Source organism: Pelosinus fermentans JBW45, assembly GCF_000271665.2.
Taxonomy (GTDB): domain Bacteria; phylum Bacillota; class Negativicutes; order DSM-13327; family DSM-13327; genus Pelosinus; species Pelosinus baikalensis.
Map to the genome: position 1 here is coordinate 4531238 of NZ_CP010978.1, position 23449 is coordinate 4554686.

General features: G+C 40.5%; 22 protein-coding genes, 1 other RNA gene and 1 pseudogene. 4 read left to right on the top strand and 20 right to left on the bottom strand.

Going from position 1 to position 23449, the window contains the following annotated elements; translation table 11 throughout:
* Positions 1 to 170: 170 nt before the first annotated feature.
* Positions 171 to 320 (top strand): small acid-soluble spore protein P, encoded by a 150-nt coding sequence (locus JBW_RS24230; protein WP_007953299.1) that lies wholly within the window; start codon positions 171 to 173, stop codon positions 318 to 320.
* Between the two features lie 245 nt (positions 321 to 565).
* Here the strand turns inward: JBW_RS24230 and JBW_RS20195 are convergent, their stop codons facing one another.
* Positions 566 to 772 (bottom strand): non-oxidative hydroxyarylic acid decarboxylases subunit D, encoded by a 207-nt coding sequence (locus tag JBW_RS20195; protein WP_007953302.1) that lies wholly within the window; start codon positions 770 to 772, stop codon positions 566 to 568.
* A 14-nt stretch (positions 773 to 786) separates the two neighbouring features.
* A complete protein-coding gene (locus JBW_RS20200) occupies positions 787 to 2229 on the bottom strand; it encodes a non-oxidative hydroxyarylic acid decarboxylases subunit C (RefSeq protein ID WP_007953305.1) in 1443 nt (480 codons plus the stop codon).
* A 156-nt stretch (positions 2230 to 2385) separates the two neighbouring features.
* Here JBW_RS20200 and JBW_RS20205 point away from each other — a divergent pair, with 156 nt between their 5' ends.
* On the top strand, positions 2386 to 3291 hold the full coding sequence (locus JBW_RS20205) for a LysR family transcriptional regulator (protein WP_007953307.1): 906 nt from the start codon (positions 2386 to 2388) through the stop codon (positions 3289 to 3291).
* A 557-nt stretch (positions 3292 to 3848) separates the two neighbouring features.
* On the opposite strand, the gene JBW_RS20210 is transcribed toward JBW_RS20205, so the two are convergent.
* The 3 genes and pseudogenes from JBW_RS20210 to JBW_RS25865 form a co-directional block, all read right to left on the bottom strand.
* Complete coding sequence (locus tag JBW_RS20210; protein ID WP_007953310.1) at positions 3849 to 4253, bottom strand: DUF7674 family protein; 405 nt, start codon at positions 4251 to 4253, stop codon at positions 3849 to 3851.
* Between the two features lie 651 nt (positions 4254 to 4904).
* The gene (locus JBW_RS20215) at positions 4905 to 5699 is read right to left on the bottom strand and encodes a transposase (RefSeq protein WP_045820637.1); all 795 of its coding nucleotides are present in this window, start codon (positions 5697 to 5699) and stop codon (positions 4905 to 4907) included.
* Positions 5700 to 6189: 490 nt separating this feature from the next.
* A pseudogene (locus tag JBW_RS25865) lies at positions 6190 to 6501 on the bottom strand (IS66 family transposase).
* 120 nt (positions 6502 to 6621) lie between these two features.
* On the opposite strand from JBW_RS25865, the gene JBW_RS20220 reads away from it, so the two are divergent.
* On the top strand, positions 6622 to 7278 hold the full coding sequence (locus tag JBW_RS20220) for a hypothetical protein (RefSeq protein WP_007956670.1): 657 nt from the start codon (positions 6622 to 6624) through the stop codon (positions 7276 to 7278).
* A 314-nt stretch (positions 7279 to 7592) separates the two neighbouring features.
* Here JBW_RS20220 and JBW_RS20225 read toward each other — a convergent pair whose 3' ends face one another.
* The 3 genes from JBW_RS20225 to ssrA all read right to left on the bottom strand — a co-directional run bounded on the left by JBW_RS20225 (position 7593) and on the right by ssrA (position 9496).
* Positions 7593 to 8117, bottom strand: a complete 525-nt coding sequence (locus JBW_RS20225) for an HAD family hydrolase (RefSeq protein ID WP_007956668.1) — start codon at positions 8115 to 8117, stop codon at positions 7593 to 7595.
* 59 nt (positions 8118 to 8176) lie between these two features.
* Positions 8177 to 8971 carry a transposase gene (locus JBW_RS20230; RefSeq protein WP_045820638.1) on the bottom strand — a complete coding sequence of 265 codons (795 nt, stop codon included), beginning with the start codon at positions 8969 to 8971 and terminating at the stop codon, positions 8177 to 8179.
* A 178-nt stretch (positions 8972 to 9149) separates the two neighbouring features.
* Positions 9150 to 9496, bottom strand: a transfer-messenger RNA (tmRNA) gene (gene ssrA, locus JBW_RS24245).
* 302 nt (positions 9497 to 9798) lie between these two features.
* Between ssrA and JBW_RS20235 the strand changes: the two genes are divergently transcribed.
* Positions 9799 to 10713, top strand: a complete 915-nt coding sequence (locus JBW_RS20235) for a DMT family transporter (RefSeq protein ID WP_007953973.1) — start codon at positions 9799 to 9801, stop codon at positions 10711 to 10713.
* A gap of 6 nt (positions 10714 to 10719) precedes the next feature.
* Here JBW_RS20235 and JBW_RS20240 read toward each other — a convergent pair whose 3' ends face one another.
* The 12 genes from JBW_RS20240 to rpoE form a co-directional block, all read right to left on the bottom strand.
* On the bottom strand, positions 10720 to 11478 hold the full coding sequence (locus JBW_RS20240; RefSeq protein ID WP_007953972.1) for an amino acid ABC transporter ATP-binding protein: 759 nt from the start codon (positions 11476 to 11478) through the stop codon (positions 10720 to 10722).
* 12 nt (positions 11479 to 11490) lie between these two features.
* Positions 11491 to 12144: an amino acid ABC transporter permease gene (locus JBW_RS20245; protein ID WP_007953971.1), complete on the bottom strand. Its 654-nt coding sequence runs from the start codon at positions 12142 to 12144 to the stop codon at positions 11491 to 11493.
* Between the two features lie 164 nt (positions 12145 to 12308).
* A complete protein-coding gene (locus JBW_RS20250) occupies positions 12309 to 13091 on the bottom strand; it encodes an amino acid ABC transporter substrate-binding protein (protein WP_007953970.1) in 783 nt (260 codons plus the stop codon).
* Between the two features lie 408 nt (positions 13092 to 13499).
* On the bottom strand, positions 13500 to 14405 hold the full coding sequence (locus tag JBW_RS20255) for a peptidoglycan DD-metalloendopeptidase family protein (RefSeq protein WP_007953969.1): 906 nt from the start codon (positions 14403 to 14405) through the stop codon (positions 13500 to 13502).
* A 189-nt stretch (positions 14406 to 14594) separates the two neighbouring features.
* Positions 14595 to 15560 carry a class II fructose-bisphosphatase gene (gene glpX / locus JBW_RS20260; RefSeq protein ID WP_007953968.1) on the bottom strand — a complete coding sequence of 322 codons (966 nt, stop codon included), beginning with the start codon at positions 15558 to 15560 and terminating at the stop codon, positions 14595 to 14597.
* A gap of 147 nt (positions 15561 to 15707) precedes the next feature.
* Positions 15708 to 16349: a hypothetical protein gene (locus JBW_RS20265; RefSeq protein WP_007953966.1), complete on the bottom strand. Its 642-nt coding sequence runs from the start codon at positions 16347 to 16349 to the stop codon at positions 15708 to 15710.
* Positions 16350 to 16534: 185 nt separating this feature from the next.
* A complete protein-coding gene (locus tag JBW_RS20270) occupies positions 16535 to 16936 on the bottom strand; it encodes a response regulator (RefSeq protein WP_007932511.1) in 402 nt (133 codons plus the stop codon).
* Between the two features lie 107 nt (positions 16937 to 17043).
* On the bottom strand, positions 17044 to 19389 hold the full coding sequence (locus tag JBW_RS20275; protein WP_007953965.1) for a hypothetical protein: 2346 nt from the start codon (positions 19387 to 19389) through the stop codon (positions 17044 to 17046).
* Between the two features lie 134 nt (positions 19390 to 19523).
* Positions 19524 to 20105, bottom strand: a complete 582-nt coding sequence (locus JBW_RS20280; RefSeq protein WP_007953964.1) for a Yip1 family protein — start codon at positions 20103 to 20105, stop codon at positions 19524 to 19526.
* Positions 20106 to 21056, bottom strand: a complete 951-nt coding sequence (sppA, locus tag JBW_RS20285) for a signal peptide peptidase SppA (protein WP_007953963.1) — start codon at positions 21054 to 21056, stop codon at positions 20106 to 20108. It lies immediately after the preceding gene.
* Between the two features lie 231 nt (positions 21057 to 21287).
* Positions 21288 to 22892 carry a CTP synthase gene (locus JBW_RS20290; protein WP_007953962.1) on the bottom strand — a complete coding sequence of 535 codons (1605 nt, stop codon included), beginning with the start codon at positions 22890 to 22892 and terminating at the stop codon, positions 21288 to 21290.
* A gap of 110 nt (positions 22893 to 23002) precedes the next feature.
* Complete coding sequence (rpoE, locus tag JBW_RS20295; RefSeq protein WP_235334077.1) at positions 23003 to 23362, bottom strand: DNA-directed RNA polymerase subunit delta; 360 nt, start codon at positions 23360 to 23362, stop codon at positions 23003 to 23005.
* Positions 23363 to 23449: the final 87 nt, after the last annotated feature.

The following is a 23449-nucleotide window of genomic DNA, read 5'->3' on the forward strand; positions in this document are numbered from 1 at the left end:
TCAAATCCATGAGCGTCCCATCTGACCTAAACACACTTAGCGAATCTACCAAAGAGTTAAATTTTGCCCAACCAACAGTCATCAAGCACAATAGGCTCAGCGAGACCAAAACGATCGACGCAAGCAAGCTCTAAAAACTCATACCAAACCTATAAATCGGAGGAGATAACATGACTAAGCCCGAAGCTTACCCTGTAGATCCGCCAGATGCACCTAAGCGTACAAAGAATGATGACAACAATATACCTGAACCACTTTCAGGATCTAAGAAAGTAAAAAATCAAAATCACACTGGCCAGCGCCACGGAGAAGGATCCTAGAATTTTATTTCACAATGGCAAATCCCTAAATTTAAACCGATAATAGCCAATACAAACAAATGCCTGCAGTTCTTCATTTCTGAACTGCAGGCATAATTAGTAATTATGATAAGACTTTAATTTGGCTTCAGATGACTCCTTGACAACTGAAAACTTAAAAAACAAGACTCAGAATCTCTGAAACCTTTGCCGTTACAAGCGAGACACTATTTACTCAGCGAGAATGCTGCCCCCCTATCAGTATGCTATTTTTTTAATGGCGGTATAGGGGGAATTATGCCCATATTAGCAATTTTCTCATCATTCAGCTTAAATATTTCACTAATCTGGATATTTTCCGTTGAGCGCCATGAATAACAGCAATGGTCGCAGACGTAAATTTCCCAAGCATCGCCTACCGGCGATTTTGTCATAATACGTACTTTTTCACTATCGCAACGAGGACATTTCATAAACTTTTTCCCTCCTATTTCTTTTGTGCTGCATGCTGCAGCTGGCGAAGAATTTCTTCCCATTTGGGCGTGGCCGGCGAAGGTACAAGCATCTCACAAGATCGCGGATTGGGTTCGGGTGCGACCGGGGTTGTCGCATCAATAATTAGCTTATCATGCATACCGGCTGGATTGGAGGACGGATCAAGCACCATTCCTGAACAATTCGGTATGATTACAACATCCTTGCTAGGTTTAACCCTAGTTGTGAGCGCCCACATCACCTGTTCGAGATTAAACGGATCGACGTATTCATCCACAATGATAACAATTTTGGAATACGGCATACCGTGCGGCGTAGAGAGCAGTCTAAAAGCAACCCCCTTGCCGTACCCGCCATAACGAACCTTGGTGGAAATAATTACGCCAATACCGTGCGTATACATGGCATTGACCGCCACCACCTCAGGCATAGTCGCCTTAATCTGCTTATATAAGGGTATACTTGTATTAAGCCCCACCAGATAATCAGTTTCTGTCCAGGGCATTCCTATGTAAAGATTTTCAAAAATAGGCTTTGTACGGTGCGTAATTCGAGTGATTTGAATTTCACATTGTTTGCGGCAACCAGAATATGAGCCGGGAAATTCACCGAAAGCTCCTTCCACAAAACGCTTTCTGGGAATGATATACCCTTCGATGATCACTTCCGCATGCGCCGGCACATAGAGATGGTCACAAGTATCGGCTTTTACTATTTCGCAAGGCACGCCATCTTGCAGCGCACCGACAAACTCATATTCATTTTGATCATAGGCAACCGGCGTCGACGCCATAAACGTGACAAGCGGACTTACCCCCAGCGCAATGGCTACTGGTAGCGGCTCGTCCTTTTCTTCCGCTTTGGCTAACTGAATAGCAATATCATGCACAGGCATGGGCTGGATTGCCAATCTGTCCACATCTTTCACCTGTATCCGGTATATCCCGACATTCAGCTTATTCAGATCTTCTGGAAACTCTGGATCGCCAGAAATGACCGACGCTTTCGACAAGAAAAATCCGCCATCTTGCTCATTAATCCGATACAAGGGCAGAATATCGAACAAATTAATATTTTCGGTTATGACATTTTCCTTGCATAAAGCCTCTTCCCGCGCTAAAATTTTCGGAGGGACGGGAAATTTATCCCATCTGCGATTGAGTTCAAAAAACTGCTCCTTGATCGTAGTATCCTTGGGCAACCCCAGCATGAGCGCGTGATTGCGCCAAGAGCCATGCACATTGGTTACCAACGAATAGTTATAACCATTTACCTTTTCAAATAAAATAGCAGGACTATTTTCTATATTGGCTGCGGCGCGACCGGCAGCGCCAATATCCGGTTCAGGCATAACCTCTTCTTTTATCCGCACCAATTGCCCTTCCTCTTCTAACGTTGCTAAAAAGTCTCGTAAATCTTTGTATACTTTAGTCATATGCTGCCTCCTTCTTGTGTCACTTTCGTCTATTCACTATCGTAAATAGAATTACCCAGCAAAGCAATGCAAAATTGGCATTGAGTCTTTCCAAAAATGAATACTCACAGCAAGAATGTATGTGCGCAATAAATATTCTTTACTAAAGGAGTGCTTATGAATTTTTCACAGCTCGCATATTTCGTTGATATAGTCCGTTTGGGCACCTTTTCCGAGGCCGCCAGCGATAATCACATTTCGCAATCTTCTCTTTCCAAACAAATAAAGGCCCTGGAAAATGAATTGGACGCTCTCCTTTTTACCAGAGAGCATTCGCGCGTCACACTAACCAAGCATGGAAAAATTTTATTGCCCTTTGCTAAGCAAACCTTACAGGCGCACCGTGAAGTGGTAACTGCCCTGCAAGCCTGTAATCCCGCCCGCGACCGCCATATCGCCTTAGGCCTTATTCCCATTGAATCTACTTATCGCATTTCTGCGTTTATTGCTGAATTTCAAGCCGCCATCAGCGAAGTGGCCAACATTGATATCTACGAAGAATCACAGCAGGACATCCTGAAACTATTGGATAATGATATACTGGATTTGGCCTTTGTCCGTACCGAATTGTTCACAAGCACTGCGCCATACGAGATTCTGCCCTATCGCAAAGAGCGCATGGCTTGTATTTGTCCACGGAATCACCCCTTTGCTCAATGCTCCTCTATAGCACTGAAAGATCTCGCACAAGAGAAAATCATCTTACTTGACCGCAAATCCAGCTTGCATCACCTCGGTGTGAACGAGCTGACCAAACAGGAGATTATGTACCACATTTCCTGTACGGTTGGCAGCCATAGCATTATTCTCGAGATGATCTCCCGAGGGCTTGGCGTATCGCTCTTGCCACAAAGCGTATTACAGCAAGAAAATAATGCCCTGACGGCGATTCCGTTACTTGAGGATATTTACAGCGAAATATCCATCGTCAGAAAGAAAAACCGCCCTATGTCACCCATGAAAAAACACTTTTGGACATTTATCACAAATCAATGCGACCGAAGCAAGAGACCAGCTAACTAAAGTCTAAGACTAAAAAGATTTGTGCTAAAAAGAAACATAGCAAACAGGTCTTGAAACATCCACCTTACCGCCGACAGGGGTATATTTTATCGCATTATCAATTAGAATCAAAAGCAGTTGGCTTATTCTTTAGCGATCAGCCATAATGGTTTAGAGCCGTTCAACCATCAAACATTTTAAATGTGAATAAAGCAAATAAGAGCACCATTAACAGAAGAATCGGTATCGGAGTTCTGTCATCGTTACGGTGAATTTTAAATAAATCAGCAAATAACATCGCAGTAATCCTCCCTTTTAAATATTTCGTTTAAATAAAATACATCAGGACTATATAGTCAAGCTTTTGTACTTTATATGTATAAGAAATAGCATACAATACGATTCTGAAAAAAATATGAAAAGAATACTGACATACCTTTAAATAAAAAAACTTATAGCAAAAAACCCGCGAAATTCGCGGGTTCAATTTTTTTCCGAATTTATTTGGTGGAGGCGAACCATATCGAATCGTATGTACAACTTCTATCGCATCCTACCGACACAAAATTAACTGAGTACTATACATAATGGAGGCTACTTCTTTCAATATCTGCATTTAAGGTATCGGCATAAGTTGCAGTTTTCCTCAACATATACTCTCTCAAGGAACTCTCGCTACCTAACCGCCAGAGAACTGTTGTAACTAATATTTCTTGAACATACTCAGAATCACTATAAGCCATTGATTCAAAAAAGTAAAAGTAATCCTGAATGCGTGTAATTTGTCCAGTTCTGAACAGCTCCAAAACATTGTTATTTACTAAGTCACCAAAAATAATATGTCCCATAATTCCATTCTCGTCACAATAAAAGCTGGATTCTTTTTCGTATTCCGAATAGACTTCCGGAAAGTATTTGAATAATAGCTTGTAAATATTCTCCTTGGTAACAAAAAAGACAAACTGCTTTTGCTCAAACGCCATTAACTCTATAGTAAAACCCTCTGAATCACAGAATTCAACCTCATATGCCGTTTTCGGATTTGTTTACTGTTCTAATATTGTTCCAATAGCTCCAGGATTAAGAATTTCAGTTCCCGATGTATCAATTAACCTAACTACGTCATATAACTCAATTTTCATACCTACCTCCCAATAGCCAGCGTTATGATCATTGCAAATGCCAAAATGCCAGTATTATAAACCTATAATTGCTTTGAGCAAAACGGTTAAGCCTTACTTAAAGTTCTTACCACAGTTATGACAGAATTGGTGTGATCTTTTGCATGTGATGGTAAAACAACGCGAGCAAGGCTTATACATCAATCGTGTAAGCAAACATCCCAGTACCGCCATAAAGCATATGATGAAAAACGAAGTCCTTCCCATAAAAGCAGTCGCTAGTATGGCCCATGTAAAATATAAAAGCTCCAAGGACCATATATATATAAAGCCATGTATTTCTGTTCTCATGCTTGGGCGATTATCCATCCCGCAGCGGGGGCAATGTTTGTATACAATCTCTATACGTCCAAAGTTGCCTACAAGCTTGTTATTACACTTATGACATACATCTAAATTCAAGAACATAACCCCTCCCTATATCTGTAATTTAAGATGTCAATGGGACACATGTCAAGGGGACTGGTCCTTTGACACTTGCGCCTTTCTTACCATTTCACGGTTTAGTTCCAATGTCTCCGCAATGCCTCTTAGAGACAAGTTGGATTTTTCCATCAGAAGTTTTATCAGTTCCTCTCTTAGCGATTTATTGCCTACATTTCTCAAATCATTGATTCCTATTCCTTTTTCAGCCAAATACCTATTTATATATTCATTCACATTTAACTGATCTATTTCTTTCTCTTCACGGACATCCAGAAAAGTTCCCTCACTTACCTCATGATTGAACCTTACAAACTCCATTAAGGCTTTTTCATTAAAGTTCGAAAGGATACCCAATACTTCCCTTGTATCCGTCAGGTTTCTTCCTATGCCTATATAATCCCTATAGCTACTCCACTTATATCCATCAACTGTTCCAATACCAGGTTTTACAGGATTCTGATGTATATATCTTATGGCTGCAAGCAGATAGCTATCATCCTCAATATTTTCACTTTTAAATCTTTCCTGAAATACATGACCGATGCGTTTATATTTTTTATTGAAATAATAGGAATAACTTGTAGCAATCCTTTTTACGATACTTGCTATTGGATCTTTACCTTCTTTTATGATTAGGTGGATGTGGTTATCCATTACACAGTAAGCATAGAGAAAATACTCTTCGGCTTTCTTTTTATCTCCCAAAGTATCAATCATTCTTGCTTTGTCTTCTTCATCTACGAATATCTTTTCTCGATTATTACCTCTTAACATTATATGGTAAACCTGCGTTTGGCTTTTTATTCGAGCATATCTTGGCATACTGCTCACCCCCTAATATACAAAGTTTACCATCTTATTATTTCAGTGTCAATGTACCTGTCCCCTTGACACGCAAAAGACACCTATCAGCTTTCGCATTGCTGATAGGTCTTTCTTACACTACTGCTATTTTTCACTACAAAACTGTCAATTCTGAGGCTGGGCGAATATTTTTAACAGTGGTAAGTAAATAGGGATGGATAATCTGCTTTTATATGCAGCAAAAAACACGGTACCCCAATAACGAAGGCTGTGTTTTGGTTTTTCACAAAATTAAGTTATTATTTATCTTTTCTGATACTATGTAGTACTACGTAGTATATCGCAATAATTTTGATATTTATAAAGTAAAATTTATCAATTGGATTAAGAAAACTGACAAAACACCCGATTATCCTTAGAGGAATATGTTTTATTTTCGTGAGCGTAAAATAATCCCCACCTTGGAAACAAGATGAGGATTAGAATGGCAGGCCCCTCCCGGCCCGTCTTAAAGCCACATATAGGATGTAGCGTCCGCAGGCCTTCCCGGTTCTTTTAGAACCTGCAAAGTGGTCTCATCTGCGTGAAGAATATCCTTTTGCAGCAGATGTTCATGCAACCGCTCCTACACGGGACGCAGCAAACGTCGAAAAACCTCAACCAGCCAGTTAGAAAGCGTCTGACGGCTTAAGGCAATACCTTGTTGCTCTAGCTGCTGTTCCTGCCGGTACGGCGGCACACCCAACATGAATTTCTGCTCAATGACATGAGAAACAGCTGACGGAGAGGCTAGACTCTTGGGCATCATCGGCGCAGGCATGGGAGCCGTATGATTAAGGGATTGGTGAAGCAGAAGAGAGAGGTTGGGGAAGAAACAGCACCGGAAAAATGATAACAAAATTTTAGCAAGCAAAAGCAGATTACCAAAGGAGTGAGGAACTTGAGTATTGTAAGAAAAATGGTGTGGATTGCGGCAAGTGTAATGATTTTGGCGGTCATAGCCGGTTGTGGTGATACCCAGCCAAAAACAACGCCTGAGCAGGCGGCGATGATATTTTGCAATGTCGTACTCAAAAAGGATTTTAGCGAAGCTGAAAAAATCGGAATAAAGAAAGAGGATCAACCGCAATGGGAGGAAGAACGCAACAAGATTTTCAGAAATTCTGCAATAAAGATACTGCAGGCATGGAAAATAAAAGATACAAAGAATATCGATAGTTTAATGCTGATAGTGGAAAAATCAACCAATAAAATGGAAGTTATTAAAGTTGATTCGATGTCAACTCAACCGACGATTGCGGTGGTTAAAGTATCTGTGCGTGACGTAGACCTCACGAAATTTATGGACGAAGTAATTTTTCCGGTGCTTGAGAACGAAGATCCCAATAAGCTTGGCAGCAAGGAGAACATAGCAAGCTTGTTCGTGCAGACCTTTGAACAAAACATGGATAAAATTACGCTGGTTAAAGACGCAGACGTAGAGCCTTTTGAAATGATACTGACGCTTGATGAAAAGAGCGGTTATTGGCAAGCTGACAAAGGATCTATATCATTTTTATTGCGAATGGTGGGAGATCACCACTCAACGAAAAACTGAACATGATTACAATTTTTTTAGGGTGTGGGACGTAAAAATACCGGAAGAGCTTGCTTCTCTTCCGGTACGGTTTTGGCAGTGTCGAGGGGACGGGGTTATTGGCAACACATTCCGTTCAAATGAAGATAAAATGTACGCTAATCCTTGAATCCTCTGGTTTAGCGTATTTATTATCTAAGCCAATTGAGTTGCCATATTAATTTAACAAACTTTCTCGACGTACTGCTTAAATTGCTCTAGGCTAGTAAACAATTGATTTGGCTGCAATATGCTCAATTGTTTTTGGTCGGCCGTTTCAGCCCAGGCCGCAGCCACTATAGGGATATTAATTCCTTAGCAGCTATAACATCGCTGGGTGCATCCCCCACATATATACTTTCCTCTGGAGCCATTTGAAAATGATTTAACACACGTCTTATCCCCAGAACTTTGCTAGGTCCGAGTGAAGAACCCGTTTCAATAACCTCAAAATAGGGTTTTATTCCATACTTTTCAAGCGTAATTTCTGTACTCCTCTTCCCCTTACCTGTAACCATGGCTAAACGTATATTTCGATTCTTTAGGAGCTCGAGGATTTCAAACATTCCTTTAAACGGGGCTCCACACATGTCATGCAAATTATGATAATGATGTATATAGTCTTCAATCCCCTTTTCGTAATGACTCGGAATTAGGGCGCGGATCGTTCCTTCTTCAGAGGGCCCAAATGTGTCAATAATCTCTTGGTCACTTAAGGTCCTGCTTGCGAGAGGCTCTATAGCTTTCTTAAATGCTAGTATACATAGGGGAAGCGTATTTCCAATTGTGCCGTCCAAATCAAAAATTACACTTTTGATCATCTTCAATCCTCCTCATTCTGCAAAAAACGAATCACTTTGCACGGACTTGCTATAGGATGTCAAGGGGACAGGTCCTTTGACACTTGCGCCTTTCTTACCATTTCACGGTTTAGTTCCAATGTCTCCGCAATGCCTCTTAGAGACAAGTTGGATTTTTCCATCAGAAGTTTTACCAGTTCCTCTCTTAGCGATTTATTGCCTACATTTCTCAAATCATTGATTCCTATTCCTTTTTCAGCCAAATACCTATTTATATATTCATTCACATTTAACTGATCTATTTCTTTCTCTTCACGGACATCCAGAAAAGTTCCCTCACTTACCTCATGATTGAACCTTACAAACTCCATTAAGGCTTTTTCATTAAAGTTCGAAAGAATACCCAATACTTCCCTTGTATCCGTCAGGTTTCTTGCTATGCCTATATAATCCCTATAGCTACTCCACTTATATCCATCAACTGTTCCAATACCAGGTTTTACAGGATTCTGATGTACATATCTTATGGCTGCAAGCAGATAGCTATCATCCTCAATATTTTCACTTTTAAATCTTTCCTGAAATACATGACCGATGCGTTTATATTTTTTATTGAAATAATAGGAATAACTTGTAGCAATCCTTTTTACGATACTTGCTATTGGATCTTTACCTTCTTTTATGATTAGGTGGATGTGGTTATCCATTACACAGTAAGCATAGAGAAAATACTCTTCGGCTTTCTTTTTATCTCCCAAAGTATCAATCATTCTTGCTTTGTCTTCTTCATCTACGAATATCTTTTCTCGATTATTACCTCTTAACATTATATGGTAAACCTGCGTTTGGCTTTTTATTCGAGCATATCTTGGCATACTGCTCACCCCCTAATATACAAAGTTTACCATCTTATTATTTCAGTGTCAATGTACCTGTCCCCTTGACCTGTCCCCTTGACACGTTGGCGACAAGTTACTTTCATAAAACAAAACCTCCACCTAATGTATAATAGAGATAAAATCTATTATACATTAGGTGGAGGGGATATTCAATTGGTGGAGGCGAGGAGAATCGAACTCCTGTCCAAAGGCATTACTACATGGGCTTCTCCGAGCGCATTCTGTACTTTAACATTCGCTCCATTGACGCTTACAGACGAGCTTCGCTGGTGCTATCTCTTTAAAATTTCCCAGTCGGTCCGCGGAGAATTAGACCTCAGGTATCCTGCATCGTGACGTCCTATCCTTCTCCGCAGGAGGGGAGACGGTAGAACGTTAGCATTAAGCTGCTAAAGCGTATTCGTTGTTTTCAATTATTGTTTTTCCACCGTATTGCGGGCTGATGGAACCCCGGCTCGCTACCCATGCCACAACAACCCCTGTCGAAACCATTACGCCCCCGATTTCAACATTGCATGATAATGACTCGAAAACTATGCGTGTACGCTTCAACACACATAACTCTCCTGTGTATCATTATGTACTTATTATATCATACAATCAATCAATCTACCAACTATAAGTATTACCATTTTTATAAGATCATCATGTTAGCATTTATCTTCAATAACAAATTTTAAAATACTCAATTTTTGAATAAGGCGGAATAGGATGTAACAAAATAAAAATTTCTATATCAAGTCTTTTATCAAACTCGCAGGAAATTACTTTTATAAGCAGGAATATACTACAGAACAAAGGAGATGATTCCACTGAGTCAACAACATTTAGGTGCTTTATTAGTCTTATTATCAGCTGCGGGCTTTAGCACTTTAGCAATTTTTATTAAGCTTGCATATGGCGCAGGTGCTAATACCCTTACTATACTGACCATGCGTTTTGTATTGGCATCCTTATGCCTATGGCTGTTATTACGTTATTTAAAGATTTCGCCTCGTATTCCAACCAAAACTGCAATCAAACTCTGTCTAATGGGAGCACTGGGCTACGGCACCATGTCTTTAGCATTTGCAGCTTCCTTGCAATACCTGCCTGCTTCCTTATCTGAAATGCTGCTCTTTACCTATCCTACGATCGTGAGCGTTCTTTCTTTCCTGATTGGCGATGAAGAATTTAGCTGGCAAAAAGGTGCCTCTCTTGCAATTTGTTTACTAGGTCTTTTTTTTATTTTAGGCGTCTCATTTACTGGTCTTAGCCAAGTAGGCATCCTGCTGGGCTTAAGCAGTGCCATTGTATATTCTTGTTATATTCTCATTGGTAATCGAGTGCTAAAAGATGTTCATGCATTAGTTGCCACCACCTATGTATCTTCCGCTGCAGGCCTTGCCTTTGCTGCTTACAGCATTACGACAGGTCAGCTTATACTGACAACTCTTCCCCTCCACGGTTGGCTGGCGTTAGCAGGAACAGCTACTTTCGGGACTATATTAGGTATTTTGGGATTTTTTGCTGGCATTACAAAAATCGGAGCAGCTAATGCTTCGATCATCAGCACTGCTGAACCAGTCCTGACAGTCTTACTCTCAGTGTTAATACTAGGAGAAGCCCTTACACTCCTTCAAAGTTTAGGCGGCCTTTTGGTTATTGGCAGCATATTGCTTTTACAACTGTGTACGAATGGCTCCAATATCAAAGATGAAAGTCTGGAAATAGGTTAAGTATTTTTATAACATACTCTTTAAAAATGCTTGTGTGCGCGGATGCTCTGGATTGTTAAAGATTTGTTCCGGTGTGCCTTCTTCCACAATATCGCCGTTATCCATAAAAATAACACGTTGAGCCACTTCTCGGGCAAAGGCCATTTCATGGGTTACAACGATCATTGTCATATGTTCTAAGGCAAGCTGACGCATGGCTTTTAATACTTCTCCCGTCAACTCTGGATCCAGGGCAGATGTGGGCTCATCGAACAGCATGATATCAGGCTTCATCGCTAAGGCTCTTGCAATCGCAACCCGCTGTTTTTGACCGCCTGACAATCTTGATGGATAGCTATTCTTTTTCTCAAATAGTCCTACCTTTTTAAGCAGTTCTTCCGCTTCAGGAATAATAAGCTCTTTTTTGATTCCTTTCACCAACATCGGCGCTTCGATAATATTATCGATCACTGTCATGTGAGGAAATAAATTAAACTGCTGAAATACCATACCCATTTTAAAACAAATTTCCCGAGCCTTTTGCTCTGAAACGTACTGGCATTTTCCCTCTGTATCTTCCGTGGCAAGAATTTCACCCTCAATTTCAATTGTTCCCTGGTCAATGATTTCCAATCGGTTTAAACACCTAAGAAGAGTACTTTTACCAGATCCGGAAGGTCCAATAATAGCTACAACTTCTCCTTGTGCGACTTCAAGGCTAATGCCTTTTAAGACTTCAAGATGATTAAATTTTTTGTGGATATTTTTCAAACGTAACATATTCATAAAAACTCACTCCTACTCATCGTATGCTGCATAGCGCTCTTCCAATTTATTAAATACCCATGTTAATACCAAGGTCATTGCCAAATAAAATACAGCCGCAATAACAAAAGGGGTCATATCAAACTCTCGCTGTACGATGGTTCTAGCAGTTCTAAGTAAATCATTCATGGCAAGAACATAGATGAGAGATGTGTCTTTCACAAGTGTAATGGTTTCATTACTAATGGGCGGTACTACCCGTTTTAAGACCTGGGGAAGTATGATTCGCCTCATCGTCTGGACATATGTCATACCTAGTACTTTACTTGCTTCATATTGCCCCCGTTCAATAGATTGTATTCCCCCACGAAAAATTTCTGCAAAATAAGCTGCATAATTGAGTACAAATGCCAGAATAGCTGCTGAAAAGTCCGGTAATTTAATACCGATATAAGGCACTAAAGGTAGCGCATAATATACAAATAAGAGCTGGAGCATGAGGGGTGTCCCCCGCATCAACCATATGTATGTCTCTACTAAAAAGCTAATAGGTTTGTATTTCGATATACGAGCCAATGACAAAAGCAAGCCTAAAGGCAATGAAAGCACTAAGGTAATAAAGAACATTTGTAGTGTCACATTGACTCCATCCAGCATAGGCCCCATCATGGTTATTATTTTTTCCATTCATCTTCTCCTCTTTCTTGACTTTTAAAAATACAGCTTTTATTATATCATATCTCCATGGGTGATTGGCGTAAGAAAAATCCTAGGCATCCTTTAAAACATACACCGCAGAGGCGCAGAGAAAAGATAGAAGGCTAATGGCATCAACCATTAGCCTTCTATTGTTACTTAACGATGTCTGACCCAAACCATTTCTGTGATATTTTAGCAGAAGTTCCATCTTTTTTCATTTCATTTAATGCTTTCTGCATTTTATCCCGGAGATCTGTATCTTCTTTTCTAAATCCGATACCATACGTACCGACTTCACCGATAGGCTTTTCAATGGCTACGTATTTATCTTTTTCCTTGGACATATAATATCTGCCAAGTATTTCATCTGTAACAACTGCATCAACTCTACCTGTGTTAAGATCCATAAATGCAGCAATAAAGTCTGGATATACTTTGAAATCTTTTAAAGAGTTTTTCAATTGAACATCTTTTAAAACTTCTTCTTCTCCGATACTGGCTTGCTGTACGCCTACCACTTTTCCGCTTAAATCAGCTGCACTTTTAATAGGAGAACCTGCAAGTACAAAAATCAATTGTTTACTTTCCATATAGGGATCACTAAATAATACATTTTTTTTCCGTTCTTCAGTGATATTCATACCATTCCACAAGGCGTCAATCCGTTTAGCGCTTAATTCTGCTTCTTTACTACTCCAGTCAATTGGCTTAAATTCCACTTCCATGTCGAGTTTCTTAGCTGCTTCTTTAGCCATATCTATATCAAAACCAACGATGTTATTTTTTTCATCTCGAAAACCCATAGGAGGAAAACTATCATCCAAGCCTATTACAATTTTCTTCTTTGCTGCCCCCTTGGTATCAGCGCTGCCGCATCCTGTTAAAGCCATACCTGCCATCATAAGTAATAATACCAACGCAACTATTTTCTTCATGTATAAATCCCCCACTCCATATAATTAACCTATGTTTTATATTATACTTTAGTTCGGTAAAATTTAAAAGCGTTAAATTAATGCTTTTGTGAAATTTAAAAGCATTTTTCTTCATTTATCTCTTCCAAACGTACTCTTTCATTTAATTTGTCATTATCAAGAAAAGCCATCCTAAAAAGGGCATAAAAAATGCGTGGGGGAAAAATAATTTTACCGCAGAGACGCAGAGAACACAGAAAAAAGATAAATAGGGTTAAAAATCTCCCTCAGCGTCCTCTGCTTCTCTGCGGTAAAATCGTTCTATTTGCTCTGTTTGCCATGATCAAGAATAATAAAATAGCTAAGAGCGTTTTATGCCCCTAGCTATTTGCAATCCAATATTTAACCTTTAGCAGATATTGGCCTCTATTATGGCAGCACATTATATGGATTGATCGGTGTACCATTTTTTCGCACTTCAAAGTGCAGGTGAGGTCCCGTAGAATATCCTGTATTCCCCATAGCGGCTATACTTTGTCCAACTTTAACATATTGTCCTCCTGATACATAAGATTCATTTAAATGACCGTAAACAGTGGTATAACCCTGCTCATGCTCAATCATGACAACACGACCATACCCACTAGACCAGCCAGAATAGCTTACCCGCCCGGAACGAGCTGCTCGCACGGGAGTACCGATATCATTAGCCAGGTCAATTCCATCGTGATTTCTTCCCCAGCGATGTCCAAATCCAGAGGTCAGCTCTCCCTCCGTCGGCCAGCTAAAGCGCTTGCCGCTGCTACGAGACACTGTGGTTTCAGCTCGCGCCAATAATCGTTCTGTTTCCTTCGGTTTCTTTCCACCTGGGATAAACAAACTCTCACCAATGGATAGGTCTTCATTCTCTTTGCCATTCGCCTGCAATATCGCAGCGACCTCAACATGGTAGGCATTAGCGATCCACCATAACGTATCCCCTGTACCAGCAGTATGCAATGCACCCTTTTGAGGCAAAATTACCAATTGGTCTCCTGGATGAATATCAACATTCAGATCTGGATTTGCGCCTTCTAACGTATCAACATCAATCCCGTATTGTTCAGCAATCGTACTTAATGTCTCACCATCTTTTACGGTGTGCATCGTCTTCTTCGGAACGGTTTGAGCAGGCTCAGGTACAGATTCAGAACTTAGATTTTGAGTCACTTCTACTTTTTCTTCCGGTACCCCTTTGGGAATATGCATTGCTCCAAAAAACAATACTCCAATTCCAAATAGGACAGCCATTGTATATAAGAACTTAGGTTGTTGTTTTAGCCAAGCCAAATTCACAGCATCGCCTCCGCTTTTTATGAAAACCTGATGATATTGTATCTTCTTATATTCTCTTCACATAATATATCATAAACAGCAATGAAAGTATTTATGCATTATTTTCCTATTACACAAAATCGACTTGCCCTAAGGCAAGTCGATTTTGTTATGAAGTTAGGAAACTTGCCTTCCCGCTAGAGCCTTACGTTATGTGCGTTTAATCGCCATTGATTTACGCTCAAATTTGTGGATCGCATCTACAAAACGTACCGTACCTGTTTTATAACGCATTACAATGGAGTGAGTACGAGCACCGCCGCCAAAATAACGTACGCCATTCAACAAATCACCTTGGGTAATGGCTGTTGCAGCAAAGAATGCATCGTCGCCTTTCACCAAATCATCAATAGTTAATACTTTATGAATATCGGTGATACCCATTGATTTAGCCCGAGCAATCTCTTGTTCATTTTCCGGACGCAAGATACCTTGCATATCGCCGCCAAGACACTTGACTGCCGCTGCGGCAATTACGCCTTCTGGTGCACCGCCTATACCAATCATCATATGAACGCCTGTACCTTCAATGCATACATTAATAGCAGGAGATACATCACCATCTGTAATCAGCTTGATTCGTGCGCCAGCCTTACGCGCTTCGGCAATAATGCCTTCATGACGATCCCGATCTAAAATGACTACAGTTAAATCTTCTACCTGACGTTCCAAAGCAGTGGCTACGGCCTTAAGATTTTCCGTAACCGAAGCATTAATATTGACTTTACCTGCCGCCTTTGGACCAACAACGATTTTGTCCATGTACATGTCCGGCGCATGTAGTAAACCACCGCGGGAGGCAATTGCCAAAACAGCAATGGCACCAGGTAAACCTTTTGCGATAAGATTCGTCCCTTCAAGAGGATCCACTGCAATATCTACATCCAGACCGCCGCCACCTACTGCTTCCCCAATATAGAGCATAGGAGCTTCATCCATTTCGCCTTCACCGATAACAACCTTACCATTGATATTAACACTATCAAAAGCAGTTCTCATTGCATCAACAGCTGCCTGATCTGCTAAATTCTTTTCACCTTTTCCCATCCAGCGTCCTGAAGCAATAGCAGCCGCTTCTGTAACACGAACAAATTCCAATGCAAGTTCACGATCCATTTTGTAGCATCTCCTTTTCCTATAAAAATCTATTGTTCTATGAATAAGCAATAAAGAAGACCCGGCTTATGCCAAGTCTTACGAATTGCTAATTGGAACCAAATATCTGCTTCAACGCGTAAATGATTGGTGATTCGATGCCAATTATTAATGTTTCCGATGTGAACGCCGCGGAGGAATAATTTCAATGGATTCTAATCCTTCAACATACGCTAAATCTTTTTCACTTTGCGCTGGAATCATAAGATAACCACCACATTGCCCACATTCTAATTCAATACCTTCCGGCAATACTTCAGCACCAATTGCATTACTGCCGCAGCGACAATATACTTTTCCCTTTTCTGCAATGTCGTGTATTTTATTTAATGTTTCAAACATTACCTGAGGATTTTGAATATAATCATCATATTCATCGATATCCATGCCCAAGGACATTTTTTCAAATTCTATTTTATATTTGTCAATGGTTTCGGAAATGACTTGCCGCTTCCCGATGAATCCCAATTCAAAATTTTCCTGCACACAATATATTTTATCCATAGCCACATGCCAAAAACGATTATGTTCAAGACAAATTACATGATTTCGCTGGCATAAGACGCAGGGAATATCCAATAAACACTGACGTTCGCCAACACTTGTAATAGAGGCTTGTATTTGACCACAACTGCAAAGCAGCTTTTTGCCAGCCGTATTCTTTAGGTCGAACCTTGAAATATCATGCATGTGCAATTTCCCACAACGCGGGCAATATAAAGCCAGTGTTGCAACCGTGTTGATAATCATATACATCCCCCTTTCGATTATTCATTTCGCCAAACAATAAAAAAATCCTGCCTCTATTCAAAAAACCCTCTAACGCAAAGAATACTAAAAACCATGATTCTCTAGCGAAATTCATTTTATAGTACAGTCTAATCTGTCATTTTTCTAAGAAAAACACCCAAAGAATTTTCTTTGGGTGCATCCTACTAACCAATTTTCAATTCACATTCTTTATTATTTCCAGAAATCAAAGTAGCAATCATAGAACATAAGTCAATAATATCAAAAGGTTTGGTAATATATGCATAGGCTCCTAATTCCTTGGCGATATTAACCAATTCTAATTCACCATATGCAGTCATCATAATCACTTTATTTGCTTGATTTAATCGTTTGAGCTCCCGTAGTGTTTCAATTCCGTCCATCCCTGGCATTTTCATGTCCATCAAAATCAAGACAGGTTTGAGATCTTTCACTTTTTGTATGCCTTCATAGCCATTAGCTGCTGTATGAACTGCATACCCTTCTTCGCTTAGAACTTCCATCAGTAATCTTCTAATGCCTGGCTGATCATCAATAACCAATACTGTGTGTTTGATATTAGACATTCTTAGCCTCTCCTTATTTACTTTATATCCGTTTATGTTCTATGTTATATGTTTATTCGCACAAATCTAAAAATATCCTCCTATATAATGGCAAAAAATAGTTTTTGTCAATTTTTTTTGAATATTTTTTCATTTAAAGAACGAATTTGCGTTATAAACTTGGCAGCAAGTTCATTATGATATATTTTTACAGTATATACAGCGGTTTTATCATCTACTGTAAATAATATATCATTAAAGGGAGTAGGCAGCCCCCAAGTACTATAAATAGTCTGTCCGTTTTTTAATATACTGATTCGATAGGCACTATCGTGTAAGTACAACGGATATTTCATATTTACGCCATGAATATGATTCGCATCAACAGGAATATCCCGCCCTAAAATTCGGATGTTATACTCAGCAATACCAAATCGATCGGATCGTTTTGCACCATATACCGCCAATAACTGAGGTGTGTAATAATCCAAATAATCTGCAACCAATTCACTAGCAGTTCCAAAGGTTAATAATCCTTTATTGACATAAGATTCTTTTATATAGGCTAAATGATCATCTAAAGCCTGAAATTGCCCTCCCTCAAGACTTTGCCAATCTGTCTGCCCCATAATAAACATAGCATGTGTGAAACCGACAATGGCATGCACCCCGGGCTTTACATTGGAACTGCCTGCAGTAAAATAGTTCATGCCTTGATCTGTTTTTTCATTCATGATGGATGCGCTTTGACTATCATATGCAATGGGTTCTTTGGGTGTGGGGCGAAACTCCACTACCCCTAACTTTAGAAGATCCTTTGCAGGAGCATTAATATCATCAGCAGCCCCAAAATAAATTTCCCGTCCGTATTCACCTGAGGTGATACCTCCTGCATTTCCATCAGCATCACTGGATCCTAATAGGCCAACTTTCTTATACGCATTCGTACTCATCGCCTCTTGTGCGCTGCCATTGCCAAAATCAAAAGAGCCTGCTCGAGCTGTTAGTAATTGCCCTTGGGAAGAATTGGCCGACAATTGATCTACGATTGCCTGATACTGGTATAAGATGCCAGTTCGGCTGTTATAGTCACTAAAATTGCCTTCAGGTTCTATAGAATGAGCCCAACCATGTTTTAAATGATTGGCCCAAAATCCGTCAACTGCAGCATTATAGGACAGCGCATTGCTAGGCAGATACGGGTCATAATCGGAATGCATATGAATTCCATATTCATGACCTTTTCCAGATTCTTGGATGACGGAGTTTCTAATCGCTGCTACTACCTTAGACCACTCACCCAAGGTTGACTGACCTGCGGCCCATTGAGCAGCTTTAACAGCCGGCCAAGCAATATAATGGGTCCACTTTGCCCCATGCTTTTCAGCTATTTCATTGAGTTTTTCCGCTTTAAAAACCATTTGTCCCAAAAATTCCTGTGAGTCCAGCCATCCATTGGCATTCCCCCAGGCTTTAGCATAACCAGCACCATCAATGGGTTCTAAATCTTCGGTCATTACATAAAAGATTTTTCCCGGTCTTGTATCCGCTACCTTTACTCCGATTTTTGACGATAGCAGCACTTCATTTACACGAAAGCCAATGGACCAAGGCTGATTTAAGTTTACGCTATCAGGTCTTTGCGCTTGAATCTGCCAGCTAACGCGTTGTTTCTCCCCTGGGGCTAAACGTGCAATCGTCTTTGTGACTTGATCTACTGCAACTAGACCGTAACCATAAGGTTCCTGAAGGCGCACTGCCACATTTTCCAAAAGTTCTTGACTTTGATTTTCCACATCGGCTTCAATCGTGAGCCAATCTCCCTGCTTGACAGTATATTTTAGCATACTAGGAGTCAGTGCTACAGCTTTCGTGATATCTATGCCCGTCGTAAACTGAGAAATAAGAGCATGCTGTCCCTCACTCACTTCTACGCTGAGACGATAGGTTACTGCATCAGATGAAACTGCCTGTGGCAAATCAGCTAACATTTTGGAGAAATAATGAGTTTCCTCGATCCAGCCGCCTTGATAATTATTATAATATCGCCTATCTTGCCACTTTTCGTGAGCAGTGTCAGGAGGCAGCTGTCCTGTAAAAATAGAGCCAGTTTCGCTGAGAAGATTCCCCTTATTGTCAAAAGCTGCGAATCGAATCCGCCCGCCCCCTTGCGTGGACAAAAATTCTAGTCTTATATTCGCAAAGGCTGCCGCATCGGCCTTTACCTCCACGAAGTATTCAATCTTGCCCTGGTTCCCTGCCGCCAGTTCCAGCATCGTCCCTTGACCTTGTGCTGCCATCACTCGATAGGAATTTCCCGCTCCCTCTTGTTGTAATTGTTGGGAGAGTCCCCACTTCATGCCTTCCTCTGGTGCAGCTACGCTAAGACCAGCAGTTGGCGCTGGCATTTGACTCGCACATCCTCCAAGCAGGAATGCTAGGACGAGCACAAGGATTGTAATTTTACCTCTCATTTCATCCTACCCTTTTCTATCCATATATTGAAATCAATATTTTACAAGACAATTATCAGGAATGAAATCCCTGCATTTCATTCCTGACAGATTAACGATCAATACTAAACTTTTACTGCTCCCACATCTATCGTTTACAACCACATGGGCATTTGTGTCACAGCACTGCCGATAAAGGTAAAAGCAATTGCACATACCACTAGGATGGCTAATACAGGAGTGATCATGACCATCATTGCCTTTGCTGTAGAGAATTCATACACTTCTTTAATCGCTGTTATCGTCAAGAAAAATGACCATCCAAAAATGATCAAAGCAGCAACCGCCATCATTATGCTTTTCAAGCTGGCTGGCAATAATGCAGCAATTACCCACAATGGAACGATAAATACTTGTGGAAACTGGGCAAATCCCAGTGTAGTAAATAACCCTAATCCTGTGCCTCTGCCACCAAGAAATTCAGCAATCAAATGCCACACAGCAGCTCCCATAAACCACATGAGCATACTGCTAACAATTTTAAACCCGATGACAAAGGGAACCATAGCAGACATGCCAACATCCTGCATACCAAAATACAAGGCCCATAAGGGTATCACCAGGCTAAGGAAAAAGACGATCACAGCCTGTGATATATTTTTCTGCTCGGCAATCATCTGCATTGCTATTTTAGGTTGGAATAGCACATCATACAAAGCGTCGAAGACATTCCCCATTTATTTCACCTGCCATTTTTCTGGCGTCGCTTCCAAAGGAACACCTAGATTCAATTGATTTCCAGCCTTTTGAAATAAAAATTGTTCTAGCAGCGTACTTATTTTCTCACTAGGACCAAACACCATGTTCCAAGGAGATGTTTTGCCAAATTCTTTTATGGTTGGTTTCCCTTCAATACCTGCTAATTGACCCGCACCATCAATCGCATCATACATATTGCCTAATTCATCTACCAGTCCAAGCTGCTTGGCCTGATTACCTGTATAAATACGTCCGTCAGCTAGTTTCTTCACCTGTTCTTTATCCATCTTGCGTCCTTGCGCTACTACGTCTACAAATTGATTATAGATATCATCTACCATAACTTGAATAATCTCTCGTTCTGCATCCGTCATTTGCCGTTCAGGAGACAAAATATCCTTGTGGGGTCCGCTTTTAATTTTCTCTTGATAGATACCGACTTTTTTGTATAATTCTTCCCAGTTGGCGTAAGGCATATATACACCAATACTGCCTGTCATCGTAGTCGGGTTTGCATAAATTTTATCCGTACATGCTGCCAGCCAATATCCGCCAGAAGCAGCAACATCCCCCATGGACGTTACTACTACCTTGCCTTGAGCCCGCAGCTTCTTCAATTCTTCTCCCACTTCCTGAGAAGCTGCCGCACTCCCTCCTGGACTATTTACTCGTAAAACCACAGCCTTTACCGATCCATCATCTCTAGCCTGGTGTATTTGTTTAATAATTTGATCGGTGCCGCCTTGCTCCATGAGCACACTGCTTTGGCCTCGGCCGCCGATAATAACACCATCCACGTAGATGATACCAATCTTATCCGACTGGCTGACTTTTCCCTTATTCTTAGCAGCCAAGCCATGAAAAGCCAACCCAATTAATGAAAGTACGATCACAATTCCAATCACAATGATAACTGACTTTTTATACATAGACAAACCTCCTTATTTTGCAAAACCATCGACAAAGTTACCTATGCGAAAAACGCTTCACGTCCTTTAAAACATATAAAACGAATCGAACCACAAAGACGCAAAGGACACAAAGGGGTTATTTATATTTTTTTGTGCATTCCTTTGTGTGCCGCATCAGCGGCATTAAAACGTATCCTTTGCTTACAAAAAAGCAACTGCCGGAAATAAGTCCAACAGTTGCTTTTTTTACTACTTGCCGTTCAGAGCAGCCTTAATAAATTCTCTGAATAATGGATGTGGGTTGGTCGGACGTGATTTAAGTTCTGGATGAAATTGAGTACCAACAAACCATGGATGATCCTTAACTTCTATAATTTCTATTAATCGACCATTTGGCAAAGTACCACCGATCACAAGACCAGCTTGAGTGAGCTGCTCACGGTAGGCATTATTAAATTCCCAACGATGACGATGACGTTCATAAATGATTTCATCCTGATAAGCCTGACAGGTTAAGGTATCTTCCGACACCTTACATGGATAAATCCCTAAACGCATAGTGCCGCCTTTTTCTTCTACGGCCACTTGCTCGGACATGAGATCAATTACCGGATACTGCGTCTCAGGATTAAACTCTGTACTATGAGCATCTGCCAAGTTGCATACATGACGGGCAAACTCAACAACAGCACATTGCATACCTAAGCATAAACCGAAAAATGGTACTTTGTTTTCCCGAGCATACTGAATGGCTTTAATCTTGCCTTCTACACCCCGATCACCGAAACCGCCTGGTACCAAAATACCGTCAACATCTGCAAAACACTTTTTAAGATCCACAGATGCATCCTCGATTTCTTCTGCATTGATCCAATGAATTTGAATGGCAGTGTCATTGGCAATCCCTGCATGTCTTAAGGCTTCTGCCACACTCAGATATGCATCAGGCAAAGCCACATACTTACCGACAATTGCAATTTTTACTGATTTTGAAGGATTAATGATTTTATGAACCATTTCACGCCAATCGGCCATATCGGCATCACCAGCATCAATTTTAAGCTTTTCTAAGACAATACGATCAAGGCCTTCCTCTTGCATCATCAAAGGCACTTCATAGATGCTGGCTGCCGTTTTATTTTGTATTACAGCATCGGAATCAATATCACAGAAAAGAGCCAATTTATCTCGCATATCAGATGAAATATCATATTCCGTACGACAAACAATAATATCAGGCGTAATACCAATACTTCTCAGTTCTTTTACGCTATGCTGTGTCGGCTTGGTTTTAAGCTCTCCTGCAGCAGCAATATAAGGCAATAAGGTGACATGAAGATACAGTACATCATTGCGCCCTACTTCTTTTTTTACCTGGCGGATCGCTTCTAAAAAGGGAAGGCTTTCAATATCGCCGACAGTACCGCCAATCTCAGTGATGACTACGTCCGCATTATCTTCTTTGCCAACACGATAAACACGTTCTTTTATCTCATTGGTAATATGAGGAATAACCTGCACCGTACTCCCCAAATAATCACCTTTACGTTCTTTATTAATAACAGACAAATATATTTTTCCTGCTGTTACATTGGAGCTTTTACTCAAATTAATATCAATAAAACGCTCATAATGTCCCAAATCCAGATCAGTTTCCGCTCCATCATCGGTAACAAATACTTCACCATGCTGATAAGGGCTCATGGTTCCTGGATCAATATTAATGTATGGATCAAACTTCTGGATCGTTACCTTTAGCCCGCGATTCTTTAGCAACCGCCCCAAAGAAGCAGCAGTAATACCTTTACCAAGTGAAGATACAACCCCCCCGGTAACAAATATATATTTTGTCATAGTCCTATTTCCTCCTAAAAATGCCTTTAACAGTATATGTCATTTAGTACGCTAATTTAGTTCAAGTACGCCAATCATTTTATACTTTACTAAAGGGCAGTGTCAAGTACTTATTCTCGTTCACCAGGCTCTGCCGCGGACGCAACATATTCTTGTTGAATTTCCTCAAAGAGTTTTTCACGGCGGGAAGAAAAAGAACTTGGTGCGCTATCAGTATCATCACTGGCAGAATGAGCGCTCAGCTGTTGCGGCGACCACTCAACGAGACCCCACATGCCTTTTCCCATATGGACAAATCGACTATCCATATTGATTTGTGTATGCACTTCCGACATGGCATGAGCTAAAGAGTGAATTCTGCGGCCTTTCAGTTCTAATACCTCTGTAATTAACTCTCTAAAATACATGGAGTGTCCTGTTTTTTGCAAAATTTTATAAGCTAATTCTACTTCTGAAACCTGTTTCATCATATCTGTCATATTATTTTATTCCTTCCGCACGCAGCGTTTAATTTCTCTTACTTTTTACACACCAGCTTGAGGTGAAATCATTTTTGC

Coding starts and splice junctions, on each gene's coding strand:
- JBW_RS24230 (WP_007953299.1), top strand. CDS start 171: ATGACTAAGCCCGAAGCTTACCCTGTAGATCCGCCAGATGCACCTAAG.
- JBW_RS20195 (WP_007953302.1), bottom strand. CDS start 772: ATGAAATGTCCTCGTTGCGATAGTGAAAAAGTACGTATTATGACAAAA.
- JBW_RS20200 (WP_007953305.1), bottom strand. CDS start 2,229: ATGACTAAAGTATACAAAGATTTACGAGACTTTTTAGCAACGTTAGAA.
- JBW_RS20205 (WP_007953307.1), top strand. CDS start 2,386: ATGAATTTTTCACAGCTCGCATATTTCGTTGATATAGTCCGTTTGGGC.
- JBW_RS20210 (WP_007953310.1), bottom strand. CDS start 4,253: ATGGCGTTTGAGCAAAAGCAGTTTGTCTTTTTTGTTACCAAGGAGAAT.
- JBW_RS20215 (WP_045820637.1), bottom strand. CDS start 5,699: ATGCCAAGATATGCTCGAATAAAAAGCCAAACGCAGGTTTACCATATA.
- JBW_RS20225 (WP_007956668.1), bottom strand. CDS start 8,117: ATGATCAAAAGTGTAATTTTTGATTTGGACGGCACAATTGGAAATACG.
- JBW_RS20230 (WP_045820638.1), bottom strand. CDS start 8,971: ATGCCAAGATATGCTCGAATAAAAAGCCAAACGCAGGTTTACCATATA.
- JBW_RS20235 (WP_007953973.1), top strand. CDS start 9,799: ATGATTCCACTGAGTCAACAACATTTAGGTGCTTTATTAGTCTTATTA.
- JBW_RS20240 (WP_007953972.1), bottom strand. CDS start 11,478: ATGAATATGTTACGTTTGAAAAATATCCACAAAAAATTTAATCATCTT.
- JBW_RS20245 (WP_007953971.1), bottom strand. CDS start 12,144: ATGGAAAAAATAATAACCATGATGGGGCCTATGCTGGATGGAGTCAAT.
- JBW_RS20250 (WP_007953970.1), bottom strand. CDS start 13,091: ATGAAGAAAATAGTTGCGTTGGTATTATTACTTATGATGGCAGGTATG.
- glpX (WP_007953968.1), bottom strand. CDS start 15,560: ATGGATCGTGAACTTGCATTGGAATTTGTTCGTGTTACAGAAGCGGCT.
- JBW_RS20265 (WP_007953966.1), bottom strand. CDS start 16,349: ATGATTATCAACACGGTTGCAACACTGGCTTTATATTGCCCGCGTTGT.
- JBW_RS20270 (WP_007932511.1), bottom strand. CDS start 16,936: ATGTCTAATATCAAACACACAGTATTGGTTATTGATGATCAGCCAGGC.
- JBW_RS20275 (WP_007953965.1), bottom strand. CDS start 19,389: ATGAGAGGTAAAATTACAATCCTTGTGCTCGTCCTAGCATTCCTGCTT.
- JBW_RS20280 (WP_007953964.1), bottom strand. CDS start 20,105: ATGGGGAATGTCTTCGACGCTTTGTATGATGTGCTATTCCAACCTAAA.
- sppA (WP_007953963.1), bottom strand. CDS start 21,056: ATGTATAAAAAGTCAGTTATCATTGTGATTGGAATTGTGATCGTACTT.
- JBW_RS20290 (WP_007953962.1), bottom strand. CDS start 22,892: ATGACAAAATATATATTTGTTACCGGGGGGGTTGTATCTTCACTTGGT.
- rpoE (WP_235334077.1), bottom strand. CDS start 23,362: ATGATGAAACAGGTTTCAGAAGTAGAATTAGCTTATAAAATTTTGCAA.